This is a genomic window from Sphingobacterium sp. JUb20 (assembly GCF_004342035.1).
Lineage (GTDB): Bacteria > Bacteroidota > Bacteroidia > Sphingobacteriales > Sphingobacteriaceae > Sphingobacterium > Sphingobacterium anhuiense.
The window spans coordinates 726,881-748,082 of sequence record NZ_SLYV01000001.1 but is presented as its reverse complement, the minus strand read 5'-3'; the positions used below and the strand labels follow the sequence as shown (position 1 = coordinate 748,082).

19 protein-coding genes are annotated in these 21,202 nt (G+C 36.3%); 14 read left to right on the top strand and 5 right to left on the bottom strand.

Annotation, left to right across the window (positions count from 1 at the left end; translation table 11 throughout):
* Window positions 1-295: 295 nt before the first annotated feature.
* Window positions 296-1,474 (top strand): hypothetical protein, encoded by a 1,179-nt coding sequence (locus EDF66_RS03285; protein WP_132840537.1) that lies wholly within the window; start codon window positions 296-298, stop codon window positions 1,472-1,474.
* A 6-nt stretch (window positions 1,475-1,480) separates the two neighbouring features.
* Here the strand turns inward: EDF66_RS03285 and EDF66_RS03280 are convergent, their stop codons facing one another.
* The gene (locus EDF66_RS03280; RefSeq protein WP_021190160.1) at window positions 1,481-1,678 is read right to left on the bottom strand and encodes a hypothetical protein; all 198 of its coding nucleotides are present in this window, start codon (window positions 1,676-1,678) and stop codon (window positions 1,481-1,483) included.
* A gap of 544 nt (window positions 1,679-2,222) precedes the next feature.
* Between EDF66_RS03280 and EDF66_RS03275 the strand changes: the two genes are divergently transcribed.
* The 4 genes from EDF66_RS03275 to EDF66_RS25995 all read left to right on the top strand — a co-directional run bounded on the left by EDF66_RS03275 (window position 2,223) and on the right by EDF66_RS25995 (window position 4,290).
* Window positions 2,223-2,981, top strand: coding sequence for a hypothetical protein (locus tag EDF66_RS03275; RefSeq protein ID WP_132840535.1), 759 nt, complete (start codon window positions 2,223-2,225; stop codon window positions 2,979-2,981).
* A gap of 137 nt (window positions 2,982-3,118) precedes the next feature.
* Complete coding sequence (locus EDF66_RS03270; protein ID WP_132767330.1) at window positions 3,119-3,523, top strand: DUF5675 family protein; 405 nt, start codon at window positions 3,119-3,121, stop codon at window positions 3,521-3,523.
* Between the two features lie 391 nt (window positions 3,524-3,914).
* Complete coding sequence (locus tag EDF66_RS03265) at window positions 3,915-4,139, top strand: hypothetical protein (RefSeq protein WP_132840533.1); 225 nt, start codon at window positions 3,915-3,917, stop codon at window positions 4,137-4,139.
* Complete coding sequence (locus EDF66_RS25995) at window positions 4,126-4,290, top strand: hypothetical protein (RefSeq protein WP_165902345.1); 165 nt, start codon at window positions 4,126-4,128, stop codon at window positions 4,288-4,290. Before EDF66_RS03265 ends, EDF66_RS25995 begins: the two co-directional genes overlap by 14 nt.
* Before the next feature lie 79 nt (window positions 4,291-4,369).
* Here EDF66_RS25995 and EDF66_RS03260 read toward each other — a convergent pair whose 3' ends face one another.
* Together EDF66_RS03260 and EDF66_RS03255 are read right to left on the bottom strand one after the other, a co-directional pair.
* Window positions 4,370-5,224: a class I SAM-dependent methyltransferase gene (locus EDF66_RS03260; RefSeq protein ID WP_132840531.1), complete on the bottom strand. Its 855-nt coding sequence runs from the start codon at window positions 5,222-5,224 to the stop codon at window positions 4,370-4,372.
* 229 nt (window positions 5,225-5,453) lie between these two features.
* A complete protein-coding gene (locus EDF66_RS03255) occupies window positions 5,454-6,185 on the bottom strand; it encodes a DUF1080 domain-containing protein (protein WP_207898413.1) in 732 nt (243 codons plus the stop codon).
* Window positions 6,186-7,623: 1,438 nt separating this feature from the next.
* Between EDF66_RS03255 and EDF66_RS03250 the strand changes: the two genes are divergently transcribed.
* The 6 genes from EDF66_RS03250 to EDF66_RS03230 all read left to right on the top strand — a co-directional run bounded on the left by EDF66_RS03250 (window position 7,624) and on the right by EDF66_RS03230 (window position 13,261).
* A complete protein-coding gene (locus EDF66_RS03250) occupies window positions 7,624-8,265 on the top strand; it encodes a DUF6266 family protein (RefSeq protein WP_132840529.1) in 642 nt (213 codons plus the stop codon).
* 67 nt (window positions 8,266-8,332) lie between these two features.
* Complete coding sequence (locus tag EDF66_RS03245) at window positions 8,333-8,773, top strand: DUF5675 family protein (RefSeq protein ID WP_132840528.1); 441 nt, start codon at window positions 8,333-8,335, stop codon at window positions 8,771-8,773.
* 358 nt (window positions 8,774-9,131) lie between these two features.
* Complete coding sequence (locus EDF66_RS03240; protein WP_132840526.1) at window positions 9,132-9,311, top strand: hypothetical protein; 180 nt, start codon at window positions 9,132-9,134, stop codon at window positions 9,309-9,311.
* Window positions 9,298-9,462 (top strand): hypothetical protein, encoded by a 165-nt coding sequence (locus EDF66_RS25990; RefSeq protein ID WP_165902344.1) that lies wholly within the window; start codon window positions 9,298-9,300, stop codon window positions 9,460-9,462. Before EDF66_RS03240 ends, EDF66_RS25990 begins: the two co-directional genes overlap by 14 nt.
* A gap of 1,023 nt (window positions 9,463-10,485) precedes the next feature.
* On the top strand, window positions 10,486-11,136 hold the full coding sequence (locus EDF66_RS03235) for a hypothetical protein (protein ID WP_132840524.1): 651 nt from the start codon (window positions 10,486-10,488) through the stop codon (window positions 11,134-11,136).
* Window positions 11,137-11,722: 586 nt separating this feature from the next.
* Complete coding sequence (locus tag EDF66_RS03230; protein ID WP_132840522.1) at window positions 11,723-13,261, top strand: sensor histidine kinase; 1,539 nt, start codon at window positions 11,723-11,725, stop codon at window positions 13,259-13,261.
* A gap of 29 nt (window positions 13,262-13,290) precedes the next feature.
* Here EDF66_RS03230 and EDF66_RS03225 read toward each other — a convergent pair whose 3' ends face one another.
* Together EDF66_RS03225 and EDF66_RS03220 are read right to left on the bottom strand one after the other, a co-directional pair.
* Window positions 13,291-15,909: a Plug domain-containing protein gene (locus EDF66_RS03225; RefSeq protein ID WP_132840520.1), complete on the bottom strand. Its 2,619-nt coding sequence runs from the start codon at window positions 15,907-15,909 to the stop codon at window positions 13,291-13,293.
* A gap of 3 nt (window positions 15,910-15,912) precedes the next feature.
* Window positions 15,913-16,788, bottom strand: coding sequence for a GLPGLI family protein (locus EDF66_RS03220; protein WP_132840519.1), 876 nt, complete (start codon window positions 16,786-16,788; stop codon window positions 15,913-15,915).
* A gap of 273 nt (window positions 16,789-17,061) precedes the next feature.
* On the opposite strand from EDF66_RS03220, the gene EDF66_RS03215 reads away from it, so the two are divergent.
* From EDF66_RS03215 to EDF66_RS03205, 3 genes are all read left to right on the top strand, one after another.
* Window positions 17,062-17,757 carry a response regulator transcription factor gene (locus EDF66_RS03215; RefSeq protein ID WP_132840517.1) on the top strand — a complete coding sequence of 232 codons (696 nt, stop codon included), beginning with the start codon at window positions 17,062-17,064 and terminating at the stop codon, window positions 17,755-17,757.
* A 428-nt stretch (window positions 17,758-18,185) separates the two neighbouring features.
* Window positions 18,186-19,625: a serine hydrolase domain-containing protein gene (locus tag EDF66_RS03210; protein ID WP_132840516.1), complete on the top strand. Its 1,440-nt coding sequence runs from the start codon at window positions 18,186-18,188 to the stop codon at window positions 19,623-19,625.
* Between the two features lie 38 nt (window positions 19,626-19,663).
* Window positions 19,664-21,070 (top strand): sulfatase, encoded by a 1,407-nt coding sequence (locus EDF66_RS03205; protein WP_132840514.1) that lies wholly within the window; start codon window positions 19,664-19,666, stop codon window positions 21,068-21,070.
* Window positions 21,071-21,202 lie beyond the last annotated feature (132 nt).

The window sequence follows — 21,202 nt, the reverse complement described above, 5'->3', positions numbered from 1 at the left end:
TATGTTAAATATTACCTTCAAAGATATGCTTCGATTTAAAAAAACACCTGAAATAACGTATTGGAAAAATCGAATCGGCAGTTTATTTTATCGAACCGATAGTTTCTTGCATTTTAGGTGCTGTTTTGATAGCTTAATGCCTGTTTTTTTTCATCAATTATGTGATTCGCTTTTTAGTGGTTGCGAAATTGTTACTTTAAATGTTGAAATTTTTAAATATTTTTATATTTCTTTTTACTTATGGTTTGTTAACCGCTGGTCATAAGTAATCCAATTTGATAACCTAAACCAGTGCATGAATACTTATATCAAAACATATTTTAAAATTATCAGTTGGCGTATTTTCGTTATCTGCATTGCCATTGCTATGGTCATGGCATCTTTGTTTCCATTCGATGATATGTCAATGAGTTATATTTTCAGTAAGCCAGTAATGAAGGTCATGCTTAAAACCTTTGTAATCGGTGGTTTGTTGCTGACGATCGTCAATGTTGTCGCATTCTATGTGTTTCGTTTACGGCTCTGGGAGACTAACGTATTACATGCCAGCTTTTATCATACTTTCTTCGGAGTTATTTTGCCTTTTATCGGTGGTGTAGGTTTAATAAGGTTTTTCTATGGTCCTGCTATATTTCAGCACGATCATGTAAACAGTGACTTAATGCTGATGCTCCTTTTATTGGTTCTGTGCAATGCATTTATGGTAATACGGATGTATGCTTTTTACCTTAATAAAAAAACCGTGCTGGTAAAAACTTTAAAGGATGAGCATAAAGATGGAGATGTACGTCAAAAAATGTTATTAGAAAAAGCTGATTTAAAACATAGGGAGGAGCTAGATGGATTAAAGTCTAGTTTGGATAGTATCAATGCTGAATTGAAAATAAGTTTAGTTAATGCAGATAAACATGTGGCGCAAGCTGAATTGCGTGAACGACAGTTGACTGATGAGATTGATAGGCTGACAAAAGAAATCGTGCTCAAATGTACATCTGTAACACATGAACTTGATGAGCACCATATACAGCAGCTGTCGTATATTTTACTTAATGATATTGTTCCTTATGAATATGATCCGCTTAGTAGATATCAATTTGCCAATGAATTGAATGACAGGGTAATCAAAGAAGTGCATGTTGCTTTTATTTTTGGTGCAAATCGGGAAGGTGTGCTCTGTCAGGATATCTATCTATTGGATGGTGAAGTGTTCACTGTGTACGAAAGTTCTTTGGAAGAAATGAACAGGGTATTTCCAAGAATGGTCCGGATCTCGCGTAATCACCTTATTCCAGGTACATCGGTTGTTTCATACGAAGTCATGAGCTCTAAACTTGTTAAAGTAAAAGTTCGAGGTCAGGAAGAACCGATAGAAATGAAACATGAGTATATAAAAAAAGTGTTTTCTTGGATTATATTGCAGTATATATGGAATCAATATAGGGAGAAACAGTCCTCTCCAGCTGTTTCCGTTTAAAGCATATTAGAGCAATAATTTTCTAATTTCTTCTTCCGGCAATCCGGTATAGTCTGCAAATAAACTGATGCTGACATACTGGTTTGATTTCAATCCGTAGCAATCGCGTATGGCCTGAAAGATTTTGTAGGTGTGTTTTTCTGTACGTCCCAATATAAGTGCTGCTTCTTTGGGGTAAATGCATAATCGAGATTTGTTTTTCATGTTATTCTGGTTTTTAGAGGGATGATCTGTTGATAATCAGATCATCTGGATTTGCTATTGATTGTCCTGACCGTAGACAAACATTCCCTATCAAACCACCTGTTAAGCAGGTATAAAGCAGTAATGGAGCACGGGTAAAGCCTATTTGGCTATGTACAGTATGCGCATAGGCTAAGAGCGTGGTAAGTGCGTACTAAGTGCGTGAAGCACACTGTTTTTACACTGTATCTACGCTCTATCTACGCTTTACATACGCTTATGCCACGCTTTATAGCTGTATAGCGTCCAAGTTTACAATGTACTTTAGTCCTTAAGCTTTGCAGATTAGGTTTAATTCCTCTCCAGAAAAATGATGTTATTGGTTATTCATTTACTAAGATAAGTTTTTTCTATATAATATAGTTTTATTCGCGTTTAGGTACATTTTCGTCAATTTATCGCGCCAATTCAGTATCATTATTCCGCATTTTTCCCCTTTTCTACGCTTTTGATCCCCGTCCTTTTGTACTGATGATCATCTTAGCATTGTCAAAACAATACTATTATGGCAAGAGTAGAAAGTTTAATCAAATTAAATGGAACGATCGGGGATCTTTCCTTTTACAAATCAAAAAGTGTGGGTTATCAGGCACGTATGAAGACCGGTGTATCGGGCGACCGTATTGCCAATGATCCAGCATTTGCACGTACCCGTGAAAACGGCAGTGAATTTGGCAGAGCACAGCAGGAGAGCAAAAAGCTACGTGATCTGTTGCGCGATGTGCTGTTCGAAAATTCGGACAACAGATTCAGTACCAGGCTGGCAAGCCGGATGTTAAAAATCATCCAGATGGATCCGGTCAGTGTCCGTGGGGAAAGGGTTCTTGTGCCGCAAAACATGGTATTGCTGAATGGTCTGGAGTGTAATCAGCGCGCCAGTTTAAAAAACATCACCTTAAAACCTTTGTCGGTAACCTTTGACAATTTTAGTGGTGAAGGTTTTTTATCCTGTGAGCAATTGATTCCGAATTTGCATATCGCCAAGTTGAGTGGGGCGACGCATGTGCAGTACACCCTGGTTCTGCAGGAATTCTCGGGAGATGAAGCCGATAAGCGTCCCGTAATCCAACGGTCCGCTTATATCAAACTTGGTGAAATGCAACCCATGGATCTGGATATTGCGGCTACACTTGCTCATGATCCTGATAAAAGTGTTCTGGTACTTGTGGGGACAGGATACTATCAGCTTGTGAACGGTGCTTATTATCCATTGGCAAATGGTCAGTATAATGCGCTGACCATTCATCAGGTCGTGATACCGTAATCTAATTTTAGGGTGTATTGATGGGATTATTTTTCAGGTGGTGGGTGGTTGTGTTATAGCAACGACCTGCTTCCTGAAATTTATTAACCAGGTGGAGCTGAAAATGAATAATAATTTTTAATAGATGATGTAATAACATGTCAACAAAACAAATCTTGCATCTCCAACGGATTTATGGAGAGCAAGGGACGAACGGTACCCTCACTTTTGAAGGTGAGGTCATCTGCCGTACTATCGAACTGCCCTGGCGTAATAACCTGCCGAGGCTTAGCTGCATCCCGGTGGGGAGTTATAAATTGGAAAAACGAAAGTATACCAGACATGGTGAGCAGATCGGAATTCCGGCTGTATTGGGACGCGAAGCGATATTGATCCATGCAGCCAACGATGCACGGAAAGAGTTATTGGGATGCATTGCTCCGGTTACAGCATTAACGGGGGAAGGTTGCGGTACGGAGAGTAAAAAGGCGCTTGCAAAATTGAAGTCTCTGGTTTATTCGCTTTGGGATATGGAGCAGGAAGTGTTTTTACATATTAAGTAGTGACGGAGTTGTCGCTCGAGCCGCGATGGGCTTTTACTTTTTTTCGTTAATGATTTGATTTTTTTGGCACTCAAGATTCTCTTTGAGGTTTGTCTTGACACAAAAAGTAAACAAAAAAGTCAAGGCTGTATTCCTTTATGCTATTTCACCTTAAATAGGCTAAATGAATTTAAACTCGTTTCACTCAAACATAAATTCTTTTTTAACGCCTTTTCATCGGTGAAATTACGCAGTCGGAATACTAGGCCTTTTGGATAAGCCTTCGGCTGTAATGTAGTGACAGAATAACGAAGTAACTAGTGATGAGGGGGGAATGCCTTGCTTACTAACCTACTAACGATCTTACTTCATAACCTTCTCACCATTTTCTAACCTTCTAACAATAAAACAAATGAAAAAGATAATTCAAAAAATAAGTGCGGCGTTGCAAGTGGTCTTGCTGGCGCCGATTAAACTGCCGGGAAAGGTATTAAATATTATTAAATACATTGCTCTGGGTCTAGGTGTGGTGGAGACCGTAATGGATGATAAAGACAAAAAAGGAGAGGAGGAGTCACCTCCACCAAAGCAGATCCTTCCTAATCAAGAAAAGGAGGTGCGGGATGAAATGGAATGATATCCGTATAGGAACTTTAGGGGGTACGCTCTGTTCGATATGGGTTAGCTTTTCTTTTGGCGATGTCCTGCAAACTGCCTTGATGGCTGTAGTCGGGACAGTCGTAAGTTATGTGACGAGCCGACTGTTGGGAAGGGTAAGGAAAAGGTGATAAAAAAGGAGATTCTTTATAGAGTCTCCTTTTTATTGTTATTAATTTGACATTTGCTTTTTCAACTTTAAAATCTTTATCAGAACTGAAAACTTATTATTTCCATAAAACCGCTAGTTGGTTGAATGTAAATTTTGTTTTCTCCATATAATGTTTTTTCCATTGATTGTGTTGAATCGCTTGTTTTGATATTTCCTTTAAAAAATTGGATCAGCCCGGTGATATCAAATGTGTGGTAAACCATAATTGGCCAGCCTAAGCCTTTTTCCAGGGAACGAAGCATAAGGCGGGATTTTTCCCGATTGCTTTCATGAACAGCTTCAAATGGTATAACGTAATCCAGTATTACCGCTTTCTGTCCATCAGAGGCAGCTAATTTTTCAAGTAATGTACTGAACTTATCTCGGCTGATGTAATAGACAAAACCCTCCAGTAAGAATATAGTAGGGATTGATGAATGATAGCCCATTTTTTTCAATTCTGCCAACAAAGGGTCAATATCAGTAGCATCATGAGTAATCAACTTTAATTTATCATTTTCACCTATCAATTTGGTATACATAGCACGTTTTTCGTCCATAGATTCCATGTCCACTTCAAAAATAGTCTCGATTTGATCATGATATTGTTCTAGCAGATAAAGTGAAAGCGGATCAAGACCAGCTCCTAAAATACAGACCTGGAATTTTGGGAATTGCTTAGCATAGTCTTCGAAAAGATGGCGGATATACCGCTTTCTCAGTATTGCGATTGACTCGGAGTGTTCGAATACTTGTTTAAAACTCTTTACGAGCGATTCTCCTTCTGAAGTATCGATATTTTCTACATATGCCTGGCATGTTTTTCCGTCTCGATAAAGTTCACTGGCTAAACAAAGCACTAAACTGGCAGTCGGTGAAATTTTGAATTTACTTTTTAAGGGTTCGCTTATCATGATAAAAAAAGGTTGTAGTTGAAGGTATAAGGGTTTTTCTATTGATCTTTACTATTACAATTATACCAAATAAAATGAAATTGTAAATAATTGTTTTGCATTTTTTTTACAAATATTACCTTGTAGTAGTTATTACTGATGGATGAATCCTTAGTTCCTAATTCAATTCCTATTTAAAAAAAAATCCCTATTCACCATGAATAGGGATTTTTTAGGTGATACTTGATCTCTATAGTTCTTTAATTTTTATGTTTCGAAAAGAAACCCCTCTAGACCAATCTTGTAATGCGATCTTTCCTTTGATATGTTTTCCAAATTCCGGATAATCCTTAAAGTTGCTGGTCTTCACCATATCCTTCCAACGCTTGCTGTTCAGATCCATTTCTGCTGTTTGTATGTCATTCAGATAAAATGATAATATGCCACCCTTTTGTATTATTTTCGATTGATTCCATTCACTGCGGTGATGAGTTTTTACAAAATTCATTTGTGGCGTAAAGGTATATAAGCAACCTGGACGTTTTAGTGGGTTGACCATGTCTGCGTGCGAGTCTTCCAATAATTGGTATTCAGGCCCAGATTGCCAGGTTTGAGGGATATCTTCTTTTTCTTGTACATTTACAAATACACCACTATTTCCTTCTTTTTCAAGTTTCCATTCAAATCGTAATTCATAATCAGAATATTCTTTATTCGACATTAAATCTCCTTTTTGAGCATTACTTTCAGGATCGCAGTATAATTCTTCATTCCTGATCACCCAAGCCGAATGTTCAGAACCCTGATTGTAAATATGCCATTGCGACATGTTCTTCCCATTAAATAATAGCTGCCATCCTTCCTTTTTTTCTTTTTCAGTCAGTGTGTTTTGCGTTACTGTGTTGTCCCCATTACACGAAGATAGCATCGCGATTGTCGCGAATGCAACTAAGCATTTTGTTACTAAATTAATTTTAATCATAACTTGTTTTTATATGTGCAATATTATGCAAATAATATTAATAAATCACATTTTAAGTCTTAATTGTGTTCAAATTGTTGCAAATATTGATAAAATTGCAGTAAATTTAAGCTATTTGTCAACGATTCTTCTGACGAAGTATTGCTATTTTTGAACATATACCTGGCATGTTTTCCGTCTCGATAAAGTTCATTGACTAAACAAAGTATTAAACTGTCTGTTGATGACATTTTAAATTTATATTTTACAGGTTCGCTCATAATGATTAAAAAAGGTTGTACTCGAAGGTATAAGTCTTTTCTGTCGACTTTACTACCATCGGGATATTAAATGCAATGAAATTATAAATAATAATTTTACAACGTAATCACAAATATTATCTTTTAGTATTGATTACTGAGAGATAAATCCTTTATTCCATATTTTAATGGGACTGTGATTAGAAGAGGAAGGTTGAGTTTTTATGAAGGTATAATTTTCTGGACAGATTTTAATGATCACTATAATATCAAGTGAAATTTTGAGAATTATTTTCAATTCTTTCATAAATATTAATCTATAGTATTGATTACTGAGAGTAAATCTCAGATTCCATACTTTAATGGGACTGTGATTAGAAGAGGGAGGTTGAGTTTTTAGGTAGGTATAATTTTCTGAACAGATTTTAATGATCAACATAATATCAAGTGAAATTTTCGATAATTATTTTCAATATTTTTATAAATATTACCTTATAGTATTAATTACTGACGGTAAATCTTGGATTCCATACTTTAATGGGACTTTGATTAGAAGAGGAAGGTTGAGTATTTAGGAAGGTATAATTTTCTGAGCAGATTTTAATGATCACCGTAATATCAAGTGAAATTTTCGAGAATTATTTTCAATATTTTTACAAATCTTAATCTATAGTATTGATTATTGACGGTAAATCTTGGATTCCATACTCCAATGGAATTTGTAACTGGAAGAGGGGCGATGAGTTTAGATGATCTGAAATGATCTGTTCTTAGACTCTGAACCTATCATTCTAGATCACTTTTTTATAAGCTTTGTTCGGGAACTGTTCGACTGCTGTTCGAGAGCGCTTCGACTGCTGTTCGAGACAGGTTCGAGACTTGCTCGGGTAGGCTTCGACAGTTGTTCGACTGGGCTTCGACAACTTGTCGAAGAACTGCCGAACACCTTCCGATAAATTGCCGAATCTATCCCGATTCAGTCTGGATTTAATACCGAATCTGGTTCGAAGGACTGCCTTGCTGTTTCCTTTTTTAGACCTTAATACTACCGATTTTGATCGGCAATGATAGTGTCTTCTATCATCTGCTATCATGTACGATCATTACTCTTTTTCCTTTGATTTTGCTTCTACTTTAGTTCTCGATATCAGCAACGACCGGCATGCAGGTCACAATGTAAACAGTTTAAAATTAACACAATGGCAAGATTTTTAAAAGGTATTGTAGGCGCGTATTCAGGTAAAGTGGGAAGCGTCGTAGGGAGTTCATGGCGAAGTGTAGATTATGTCAAATCGCTACCAAAAATCACAGGTAAAAAGGCTACGGTTGGTCAGATGGAACAGCGTACAAAGTTCGCTTTGGCAGTGGCTTTTCTTTCGCCGATCAAAGATGTGCTCAACCTGGGGTATTCGGATAAACTGCAGGGCAAAGCTACAGGATACAACAAAGCTTTGCAGTTTTTGCTCAACAATGGCATAACAGGGACTTATCCGAGTTTGGAAATTGACTATTCGAAAGTGGTGATCTCCAAAGGTGCGCTCTCTAATTTAATGGGGGTAGAATGGGCGGAAATCAATGCGGGTGAACTGAAGATTTCCTGGTCTCCGGAAATCAATAAGTTCAACGCTTTTGCGGATGATTCAGTGGTGTTGCTCATGTACAATAAAACGAAGAATTTCTTCAGTATCATGGAGTCGGCAACGCGTCTGGATGCATCGCTATCGCTTCCTTTACCGGTCAGCTATACGGGTGATACCTTGGAAGGATGGATCTTCACGGGACACCGTGATGGCGTCAAAACTTCGTTGAGTTATTACCTCGGTGAACTTGTTTTAGCGTAACCTGTACATCTGTTTTTAGGGAGGTGAACCGCTGGTTCGCTTCCCTAACCTCTTAAATCCAAAAACGATGAACTTAAAATTAATCCGTACTAAAAAAGGGAAGGAAAGTACGCTGTCTGAACTATATTTCGAAGGGAAGTTTGTAGGCTATGGTCTGGAAGATGCGGTTCGCGAAACGAAAATTAAAGGAAGCACCGCGATTCCGTCTGGTAAATACCGGCTTGGCTTCAATACTTATGGTGCTATGAATGCACGATACCGCAAAAGATTCCCTGAAATGCACCGTGGCATGATCGAGATCCTAGATATTCCAAATTTTAGTTATGTCTATATCCATATCGGTAACAACATCGGAGATACTTCCGGTTGCGTGCTGGTCGGAAATAAAATGGCTTTCGTAGATGGTGATTATGAGATCTATCAGTCTAAAAAGGCATACGTAGCGCTCTATGAAAAATTGGTGGAAATGATGCTCAAAGGGGAGGTGGGGATTGAAGTAACGGCGTAACATAGTAACATAGTAACGAGTAACGGAGTGATTATCGCTCGAGCCGCGACGGGCTTTTACTTTTTGTCTTGACACAAAAAGTAAACAAAAAAGTCAAGGCTGCATTCCTTTATGCTATTTCACCTTGAATAGGCTAAATGAATTTAAATGTTGTCACTCATGCCGTGACAGGCAATTACTTTTTTCCTTGATGAAAAAAGTAATCAAAAAAATCAAGGCTGCATTCCTTTATGCTATTTCACCTTGAATAGGCTAAATGAATTTAAACTCGTTTCACTCAGACAGAAATTCATTTTTAACGCCTTTTCATCTGTAAAATTACGCAGTCGGAATACTAGGCCTTTTAATAATTAAAAACATGAAAAAGATAATTCAAAAAATAAGTGCGGCGTTGCAAGTGGTCTTGCTGGCGCCGATTAAACTGCCGGGAAAGGCATTAAATATTATTAGATACATTGCGCTGGGGCTTGGTGTGGTGGAGACCGTACTGGATGATAAGGATGAAAAAAGAGAGGAGGTGCGGGATGAAATGGAATGATATCCGTATCGGAACTTTAGGGGGTACGCTCTGTTCCATCTGGGCAAGTTTTTCGCTGGCTGATGTTACGCACACTGCCTTGATGGCTGTAGTCGGGACAGTGGTAAGTTATGTGACGAGCCGGTTGATTGGAAGACTTAGGAAAAAGTGATTGAAAAGGAGATTCTTTATAGAGTCTCCTTTATGACGAATGGACAGAAAATAATGCCAGAAAATGTAAATTTGTTGTATCAACGCAGTACTGATGTTTTGGAAATGAGCTAATCAATTTTTAGTTTTCATTTATTGTTTGTCTTAATTTCCAAAGATAACTTCCTATAAATAGGATTGGGCTACCTATAAACACAAATTTTTGAATTAAGCTATACCTTTCAAAATTGAATATTGAAATAATTATTATAAAGATTATAGAAAGCGAGTTGATCACAAATGAATAATTAAGTCGTAAAGGAGTGATCTTTATGAGAAGAAGTAGACAAGGGGGTAAATAGATTGAAATTAAAGCACTAATATATATTATCCCTGATGCGGAAGCATTATTAATAAAAGTTTTAATGATAGTAGATATCAAACAAACTAGTACTAATATGTTAAATACTTGAATGTAATTACTCCATATTTTATGCATTATATTTTCCATTATATTGTTAAATATTAGTAGGTTATAGATTATACTTAATGGTTTTTACAACTTGAATTACACTATATTAAGCTTTGGATAAGTTGTATTATAATCAAATTTGATTTTTTTGTCATTTCTGTATATTGGATATTTATTGGTTTATATGGTTTTATAAAGATTCGTAAAAAATTTAGAAGGTACTAATGCAATATTGACCTTAATCTCTGTTTTATTTGCATATTAAATTTTAGATATCAATACTATAAAACCGAAATTAAGAGAACCCAGATCATTTTTTTATATGGGCTTTAATAACAAAGAGTGTGAAATTTCTTATTATAATGTAAAAAGAGAAGAATATCTTGTTTTCAAATTTGATATTACTTTTTTTATATTAGATGAAGTTCTTGTGATTAAAGGAAGTTGAAGTGTGGTATTATATTGTGTCCCTCAGTGTAAATCACCAGCATAAAGTGGACTTATTTAAAGAAATATACAGAAGAGCACCAGTTAATCAAATAATACCAAGGCCATCTCAACAGTTAATGTAATATGAAATTAAATCAAATAAGTATAATAGCACGATTTGATCAAGAAAGAACTAGAGAATTTAATATTGAGGCTTGGGCTATTGCTGAGCAATTCTTGTCAAATCTTAAATTGACTGATAATAAGTCAATTCAGAAATGTAATATTCAAGTTTATGATCAAGATTCAATTTTTCCAAAGGGAGAAATTAAAAAAATTGGATCGATAGCATATACAGACATCGAAATTGATATAAAGGAATATTTTAAACTAGCGGATAAGGAAAAGAAACTTCTTTTACTTAATCTAGTTGGTGATGGCATGCAACAGATTGCATCGATTGAAAAGTGGAATATAGATGAAATTAAAGAAGCCTATAATAGATGTCTTGCCCAAAATCTTAATTATTATTTTTTTATAAAAAATAAATTTAAAAGTTCTCCTGACAGAAAATTTAAAATAGGATTATGGTGTGAATGGGAATTAAAATCTTGTAAAGTGTATTGTGTGATATTTTCTAAAAAAAATGAGCTAAAAAGATTATTAATTTGGGAGTTAAGACCGTATGCTGCCGATATTATTTATAATCTAGATTGGAAGTGGCAGGATAACTCCTCCATAATAATTAGTAATTCCAGAAATGAAATTGTCGAACTAATTTCATTAGACCTCTAAATGGTCTGTAGCTTTTTAATGGCAAGAAAACTCTTTAGGTATCGGTTCCGCATTTTTGATTATTTCCGCTTTTAAAGTGGTAAAAGCAACAGGTAGAGATTAATTCATTGTATTTAAATGCTGGGGCGATTGGGTAACTGGTATTGTAACATAGTAAACCCAGTTTAATTTTTAACTTGAAACTGTGTTTGGAATTGAAATTCTGTTGCTCGAACTACGATGAGCTATGAAGTGAAGTGGTGACGAGATAGGTGCAGAAGTGACATCAATAGCGTGTTGCCCTTTGATATGGGTTGTTGTGTAAATAGAACTTAAGGTCTCATTAAATCTAGAAATTTATTGTCAAAGATACCTGTTTTCTCTTCCAAAAGGCCATAAATTAACATCGCTGTAATGGCTTCAAACGATAGGGGTAAGTGAAACCAAACGCTGCAATTGAATGAAGAAATACGGTGGTCAGGCTCTCTTCGCATTCATTATTAATTCCGGTGAAGATTGTTAAGCTTTGTTAATAGTTGTTATGTGGTGTTAATCAGTACGGTATATCGATAACTTTTTTTTATTATTGTGGAGAATTCTTTGCCATATGATCGTAAATAAGAAACCTCAAATTATCATACCGTTACTGTTAATAAGTACGATTGCTGTTATTGGTATGCAGATATTTTGGCTCAATAATTCCTTTAAACTGAACCAGCAGGAAGAGAAAAGATTAGTGCAACGTGCGATAGATGATGCCATAGATGTCGTGCGTCTTAAAGATAACTTTAATTTAGAGGACACTGATCTGTCATCGTCAAAATTTAAATTTTTGAAACTGATAGGAGAGGTTCTGAACGATAAAAAAATTAAAGACGAAAAAGGATTACAGGTAAAAACAGATGTAAAAGTTGTAAAATCTGATAAAGAAAATTGTACTGATTGTAAAGCAGTGCTTACTCAAGAATTTGAAAACCTCAATGCTCAAATCGATTCATCAAAACTAAAGCAACTGGGTATTCCGATTAAAGACTTATCTCGAGTCACTGTACTGAAAAATTTATCGGGCACACAATCAAAAAAGATCATTGATACATCAGCTGTTAAAATCAATATAACGGATAATGGAATGGTGCTCAAAAAGATGACAGAAGATCAGATGAAAGATGTTCTAGACTCTACTATTCAAAAAAATTTCGATAAGTATCTCCTGCAAAATAAATTTGAAACCGCTATTATCCCAGCCCATGCTGTTGGTAAGGATACCATTAATAAAACCAATCATCTTCTAGATGTAAAAAGTAATGTAAATGAAAATAATGTTGCCCATGTTGTTGTGTCTTCACATCTTATTGGCAATCTGATCAATATGAAATGGCTACTGGGTATGTCTTTATTGATCTTAGGATTTCTTTTCTATGCCACACTATCTTTAATCCGGTCCTTTAACCGGGAGAAACAAATGTCAGAAATAAAAAATGATTTTATTTCCAATATGACCCATGAATTTAAAACTCCTATTGCGACAGTAACGCTAGCGATAGAAATGATTCGAAATTTTGGCATTAAGAACGATGCTGTAAAATTAGAGGAATATCTCGCAATATGTAATGGAGAATTATCTCGAGTTACTAATATGATTGAAACTGTACTTCGGTTAGCGCAGGAGAAGCCCTACATCATAGAAAAGGAACAGGCTTCTATCCCCACTATTCTAGCAAAATTCGCATCACAGGTTCAGCCACAATTGGAGGAAAATAAAGGTGAATTACATATTGGTGAAATTAGGCTAGATTTTCCACCAGTCTCGATTGATAAAGTACATCTTGAAAATATTCTATATAACTTATTTGATAACAGTATCAAGTACAGTGTCGGTCCACCTCAGATCCATGTGGATCTAATCGTAACAGAAAAGAATTTTCAATTGCTATTTAAAGATAATGGCCTCGGAATTCCAAAGGAATTTCAAGATAAAATATTTGATAATTTCTTTCGGGTTCCTACAGGCAATATGCACAATATTAAAGGTTTTGGATTAGGTCTCTCGTATGTCAAGAAAATAGTAGAATTACACGGTGGTAAAATTAGCGTCAATAGCCGTCCCAATCAAGGGACGACTTTTGTGATTACTATGCCTTTGTAAATACAGCACAGAAGAATTCATAGAGGATGTTAAAATATAAAACTATATTTTAAAACAGCCTGCATGCCTCTCAATGGAAATTCTTGTGAATTTTGTTGATAAGCTGTGAGTACATTGCTGCGAAATGTACATTTATTCAATATATTATTGAAATTAAGCTCGAAATTATGTTTGCTTTTGAGTGGTTTCAATCGGAGAGAAGCATCCAAAAAGCCATTTGCTACAGTGGCAAATGAGCTTGATCTGCTGCTTTCATAACTCCAAGCTGCTTTCAGGAAAAGAATATCATTAAGTCGATGAAGTGCACTCAATTTATGGATGTGATTGGCGAGCTTATTTGTGTTTTCGGCTAAAGTATTTAACGATTTTCGATACATATACTGATATGCTATCGTCGACTTTGGAAGACCCTTGTATTCAACTTTGGGATTGATCATAAAATTCCACGCTGTAGCATTTGCGATGTTATTATTGAGCAATTGACTGTACTGACTCTGATTGATGGATGTATTAAATCCTAAGAATAATCCACTTTTCAATAAACTCTGGGATAGACCAATTACGAGACTGTTATTTAATTGTTGATTATCAAAAGTCCTAAGTTCACTCACAATGCCTTGCGGCGTAATTGTACGACCTAGAAGATAATCGCTACTCGTACGTGCATGTACAAGTGTAAAGTTCGCATAGAAAAATTCTATTGGTCGCTCGATACTATATTTAAGGGCATAAGTTGCGTTCTTGGTAAAGTATAATGGTGCGGCATAGCTTTCTATCTCTCTAAAATTAACCAATATTGGATTTTGAAAAGCTTGATTTAGATCAGAATTATTCTGATTAAACTTTGCTGTTAACAGGAAATAATCCCGATTTGGTAGATAGGCCTGCAATGACATGGAAGGATTGAACAATAGTTTATTAGTTTTTTGCGGCATAGCCATATGTGTATTCGTGATATCCCATATATTCCACGATAGGGGTAAAGCGCCAGAAATTATAAAATCTTTGTTTTTCCATTCTAAGATGATTCCCGTAGAAAGATTCTTTTCATTCCAATATAACTGATTATTTGGAAAGGCTGCATGATTATTCCAGCTATTATCGGTCATCAAATTCAGTTCTGAATTCAGTTCTTGTCTTTGAATGCGCGTATTGATAAAATAGCTTCTTTTTAAGCGGGACACATTGCGTGTATACTGCAGTCCAAGAGTTCCTTCCAAAGCGGGTAAAGAAACCTGCTGTCGAACACGCTGATAAGGTAAACCATTGTTCAGTTGTACATCCAATACGCCTGGAGTTATTTGCAGGTCGTCATCATGCCATTTGCTCAAAAAGCTACCTTTTAAAGACAATAAATCTTTATTTTTCATTCGAGGGACATACTCAAATGCTTCCGAAATAATATGCATCCGATCTTTGCCAAATTGATCAAATCGCTGTTCATTATTGTCCAATAACCAGGAATGATGGGTTTGATTTTGACTTTTATAATCGAGGGTGTTTTTAAAGAAAAATTTATCACAATTGCCTTCTATCGCTAAAGTGGATCTACCATAAAAGGGTTTTTTAGTGCTATTGAAATAATTATTGTACGTGACATTTCCATCCTGAAGGAAATAGGTTTGAGATTCATTGCTGTATAATTTTTCTTTATCGGCCCATATATTAGCATTGAACACCACAGACCAGTTATCGTTCCATTTGTAAAACTGATTTGTATTGAAAGCAAAAGAATTATTATTGTAATACCTATTTTCCGGGACGGAGGGTGCTGTTGCCGCAATAGGTTCAATCAGGTTATATGAATTTATTTTATCTACGTCCTGAGCAATACCTTCACCAATTGAATTATACTGCAGGGTGTTGATCGTTTTATATTTTTTCTTAAAACTAAGGGCATTGGTATTGACAAAAGCATCTAAGGGTGCGGCGATACCTACTGTCGCCTCTCCAGACCAGCTCATTTTAGCGTCCTCATGCAGAACTAAATTTAAAGCAACATCTTCCGAATTACTGACTCCCTGTTTTACTTTCTTATGTTCATGATTTTGGATCACCTCAACATCCTTGACTAATTTGGGCTGTATGGTTCTCGTCCCCACACCATACCCATTTTGAAAAAGCTGATCTCCGTCGACATACATCCGGCTAACTGTTTTACCGTTATGTTTGACGACTCCGTTATCATCTACTTCCACACCGGGCATCCGTTTTAAAACATCGCCAATATTGCGGTCTTCTGCGGAGACAAACTGATTGACAGCGTAGCGGGTTGTATCACCCGCTCTAGCAATTGCCCTAGGTTTACTTTTAACTTCTACCTCAGCGATACGTGCTGTCTTTTTGATAAGTTCAAAATCCATTCTTTTGACCGGTACGGGATATTCCTTTCTTAAAATATCATAAGCAATATGCCGTACTTCAATCCATTTGGCGTCTTTTACCTGCTCCTCGGATAGATTGATTTCAAATACTCCAGCTTGACTGGTCCTCACCGTATGGAAGATTTTATCTTCAGCGCCAATCTGCACTGTCGCATAGGGTACTGGAATCTTGTCTGAATTTAAGACTATCCCCTCCAACTTTTGTTGCGCTAGTAAGATTGTTGGTAATAATACTGCTAATGCAAATAGAAGGATTGTTTTCATATCTTATTTGCTGGTTAAGTCAGCAGGGTTATTTAAGTTGAATTTTTTCAAATCGTTTTTTACACCCTTCATCATCATCTCTGCTTCTTCTTGAGAAATGGATCTTCCATCCTCGGTTTTGAATTCAACTTTTGCATCAGGTGGTAGATTAGCGAGCATGGACCCCACTTTATCTAATTTGCTATTCTCTAACGATTTTTTATATTTTTCATAGGTGAGCTCCGGCAAACTCTTTTTTTCAAATAGCATTAATTTGTCTTTCACCACATCCAGACCGGCATAGAAAAATTGTACTTCTTTCTTCGTATCAGCCGCTTCAAGTATAGCACCAGGAAGACCATTTAATTTCCATGGACCTACGGAATAAGGGATCTCTTCGGTGAACCAGGCTTCATAAGTTCGTCCCCCAAATTGTCCAACAGCCTTATGGCACAGGTAACCACCAATGCTTTTTTCTTCTGTTCCAATCTTCCAATCGATAGCTGGATTAGATTTTGGATATACTTTAAACGGTTTACCAATAAATGCAACAATAAACGGTTGACTTGGGTTCTCAAAATCTGTAAACAATTGAACAATAGCGTCAGATTGATCTGTTTCATCCATTCCGAAAGGAACCCCTCCAAGTTCTTTGGAGCGATTTATTTCTAAAGGTGTGAAATATGAACCTTCAGCGCCAATGTATAAATACATAGATCGTTTGATGGGAACATCTTTTTTGAGACTGTCGGCCATATGTTCCAGATCATATTTGATATACATTTTCACTTGGCTTCCTAGTACTTTCTTTTGATTTTCTTGCACTTGTGCAAATGCAGCATTAAGGATTAACGTTACCAGAACGAAAATTAACTTTGATAGAAATAGATATGTTTTCATTATTTTTATATTTGTTGATGCGACAAAACTAACGTGGTTTTCTAGCTCGTTTTTTTTTCCTTTGTTAAGGATTGTTAATCGGAGAATGCTTTGTTAAGCTTTGTTAATTGTTGTTATTTAGTGTTAAGTCGATAAATTTTAATAGACCTATTTCCATTGGTGCCGATGTGAATAAATGTTTAGATATCACTCTTTGTATATGAAAAAAAATGTTGAACTTCCCCTCTGGAACACTATGATGCTGTCATTAGATGTTCTATTTACCTGTTTGATATGAAGAAAGTAAAAGTACTCTTGGCAGAAGACGAGCCTATGATAGGTAAACTTATAAAAGAGGCATTGGAATTGCGCGATTTTGATGTGATCTGGACGACCGATGGACTAAAAGCTTATTCCGCTTTTCGTATGGAAAAGCCTGATATCTGTGTGTTCGACGTTATGATGCCACATAAGGATGGTTTTACCTTAGGAAAAGAAATTCGGGATCTTGACCTGCAAATTCCCATCATTTTTCTTACTGCAAGATCAGCTATTGGCGATCTTGCAAGTGGATTTGCGGTAGGGGCAAACGATTATATCAAAAAACCATTCAGCATGGAAGAATTGATCATCCGAATGAATGCACTGATTAGCAGGGTTAATTTTGAAGGAACCTCAAAATGGAGTGCCGTCGAAAATTACCAGATTGGCAAGTATGTCTTTAATTTCACAGACCTGAGTTTAACCTGGGAGGGAGAGTCGCAGACACTTTCTTATAAAGAAGCTCAGCTTCTGAAAATGTTGCTCGACCATCAGAATCTGATATTGGATCGCAAAATAGCTTTGGACCATATCTGGGGAGACGACAGTTATTTTAATAGCCGAAGTATGGATGTTTTCATCAGCAAGCTTCGGAAATTTTTGGAGAAAGATCCACAAGTGAAAATTATTAATATTCGAAGTAAAGGTTTTAAACTGGTACAGCTTTAGTGTATATGATGACCTGTTGCAGTTGAAAAGTTTAAATAAGATTTAGTTTCGCAGTAATTGTTTTTGGTTGTTAAGGGATGATACTCGACGCCTTTGCCGTTACTTTAGGGGGGATGCTCTGTTCCATCTATTCGATTTTTTCGTTCGGTGATGTCATACTACCGCATTGAAGGCGGTGGTCGGCAGTAGTGAGTTGAACGATGAGCGGATTGCTGGGAAGAATGAGGAAAAGGCGGTAATCTTAAATAAAACATGTTTGTAAATAAGTTTAAGGAGAAAGCTGTTTTATGGATAAGCATATCTGCTAAAACGGCTTTCTTTAATTTCCATTTTATGAACAAATTAAAATCTAATGGATCTATCTGTTGCCAATATTAAGTTTCTTCAACTTAATTTGATAGATTTAGACACGATAAACCTAACTCAAAATGAAATTGAAAAAAATAGTAACCTTCTTATTTTTAATGATCTTATGCATTACGTTAAGAGCGCAATCAGCACATCTTCGATTGGATTCTTTGTTTAATACTATTAATCAAGACGGTGAACTAAGTGGAGCGGTGCTCGTAATGGATAGCAGTAAAGTGGTATACGAAAGATATTTCGGATATGAAGATTCCCAAAAAAAGAGGAAAATCCACCAGCCTACCCGGTTTGAATTAGCTTCTGTAAGTAAGCAATTTACGGCTATAGCCATTATGCAGCTGCAGCATCAAGGGAAATTATCGTTTAAAGATGACATTCAGAAATATTTTCCACGGTTGAAATTTAAAAATGTCACTATAGATCATCTGTTGAGACATTCATCGGGTATTTCGGACTTCATCCGTTGGGACCAAAGTTGGTTTGATCGTTCTAAAATCAATACTAATGACGATGTATTATCAATTCTAGAAAATAAATTGGATAGTACAGAATTTGATGCCGGAAATCAATTTTCTTATTCAAATACAAATTACGTACTCCTTGCTCTAATTGTAGAACGCGTTTCTAATATGAGCTTCAAGGCATACATGCAAAAGTTTATATTTGGACCTTCAAGAATGAAAAATACTTCGGTGTTTTCTTCTAGATCTCCAGGTGCAGATTTACAAAATTATGCGCAGGGTTTAGGTTATGATTATCAAACTGATAAATATATTTCTATTGATCAACTATCTTCTAATTCTAGTCAGTTTACGACTTATATGGACGGTATATCGGGTCCATATGGGATCAGTAGTACTGCGCAAGATCTTTTAAAATGGCACAAAGCGCTAAATAATGAAACAGTATTGCCCAAACAACAGTTTCAACAAGCCCTGCTGGTCGGTTATCTCAATGATGGTAAGCCAAATTTTAGTGATATGGGCGGGTATGTCGGATATGGTTGGATGTTTATAGACAGCACAGATGCTAACAAAATGCATTATCATACCGGAAATTGGCCAGGCTATCAGTCTATCCTTGTGCGTGAACCAAAATCTGAGCGATTTGTCGCTGTTTTGGTCAATAAATGGAACTTCATAGGTGTTCTTCCTTTAATGACTGCGATCAATGCTATTTTAAATAATAGAGCAGTACCTGTTGTAGCTCCACAAGATATTGAACATAAAATATCATTGATGGAATATCAGGTGCGTGAAATTACTGGTCAATATAGCTATACCGATTCCCCAGAACTTTTATATACGATTACAGCAGATAAAGAAGGGCGAATATTTGCCCAACTTGGTGACCAGCCAGCCGTTGAGGTAATGCCAAAAAGTGATATAGAGCTGTTCTATACCGTAATCGATGCAAGATTGAAATTTGAGAGAAAGGAAAGCAAAATTTACAAATTGACACTTTTTCAAAACGGACAGGAACTTGAATTTCTCAAGAAGTAAGTATTAAAGGAGTACGAAATGAAGAAAATGGAAGATATATGATAACAATTTTGAAATTTTTAAACCTGATATTATTATTTCTGGGGATTAATTTTTGTTATGCACAGCATAAGCGACCCAATATAATTATTATCAATATCGATGACCTAGGATGGCGCGATGTCGGTTTTATGGGTTCTAGATTTTATGAAACTCCTATTATAGACCAGTTAGCTTCACAAGGTATGATTTTCACGAATGCTTATGCCGCAGCATCTAATTGTGCTCCCAGCAGAGCTTGTCTTATGAGCGGGCTGGAAACACCTAGGCATGGTATTTATACAGTTGGTACCTCGGAGCGGGGTAAAAGTGCAGATCGGAAATTGGTGCCTGTGAAAAATATTGAAGTGCTCTCTCCACGGTTCAAAACGTTGCCCCAGTCGTTGCAAGAAAATGGATACACAACCTGTATGGCAGGAAAATGGCATTTAAGTAATGACCCTTTGCTTTATGGTTTTGACGTGAATATCGGTGGTGCAGAAAATGGTCATCCGACAAGTTATTTTCCGCCATACGGAAATGTTAAACTCACTGGATTAGACAATGAACACCTCACGGATTTAATTATGGACAAAACTATTGATTTTGTGAATGCTAGTGAGGAAAACAAACCCTTTTTTCTTTACTACGCTTCTTATGCGGTACATACTCCTATACAGAAGATTGACAGTTTGATGTACAAATTTGAAGGAAAAGAACCTTGGAATGGGCAGTCTAATAAAGCTTATGCTACGATGATTAACAATGAAGATCGTAATATCGGCAGGCTTATCGATGCTTTGAAGAAAAAAGATCTTTTTGAAAATACATTCATTATTTTCACTTCGGACAATGGTGGGTTAAACAATGTGACATTTCAACATCCGTTACGTGCAGGTAAGGGCAGTTACTTTGAGGGAGGTATACGCGTCCCTACTGCAATCATATGGAAAGGTAAAGTACCGGCTGGTAAACAGTCTGATTTGCCTGTAACTAATCTAGATTTTTACCCTACACTCCTGCAGTTGGCCGGTGTCACGAAGACTCCTAAATTAGATGGCAAAAGTTTACTGGACTATCTTCTTACTGAAAAGAAGGAACGACAACTAGCTGAAAGAGCACTATATTGGTATTTCCCTATTTATTTAGAAGGTGGCAATAAAGAGACCAATGATCCCATTTTTCGTACCCGCCCTGGTGAGGTAATCCGTAAAGGGGACTGGAAACTGCATCATTATTTTGAAGACAATTCTTTGCAACTGTATAATTTAAAAAATGATATTGGCGAAAAAAATAATCTAGCTAAGGATTATCCTGAGATAACGAAAGACCTGTTGGACTTATTAACGCAAAGAAGGAAAGAGACAAAGGCCCCAATTGTTGATCAATTAAATAAAGAGTACAAATTGTATGACTCAACATTATAATTAGGATCATTGGATTTGGAAGCCAGTGATATGTATAGCTGATCGATATCATATACCAGTTTGCGCAATTGCAATATTGACTGATGATAATAAGAATTATAATCCCATGATGTAGGGACAAAGCTTTTTAGG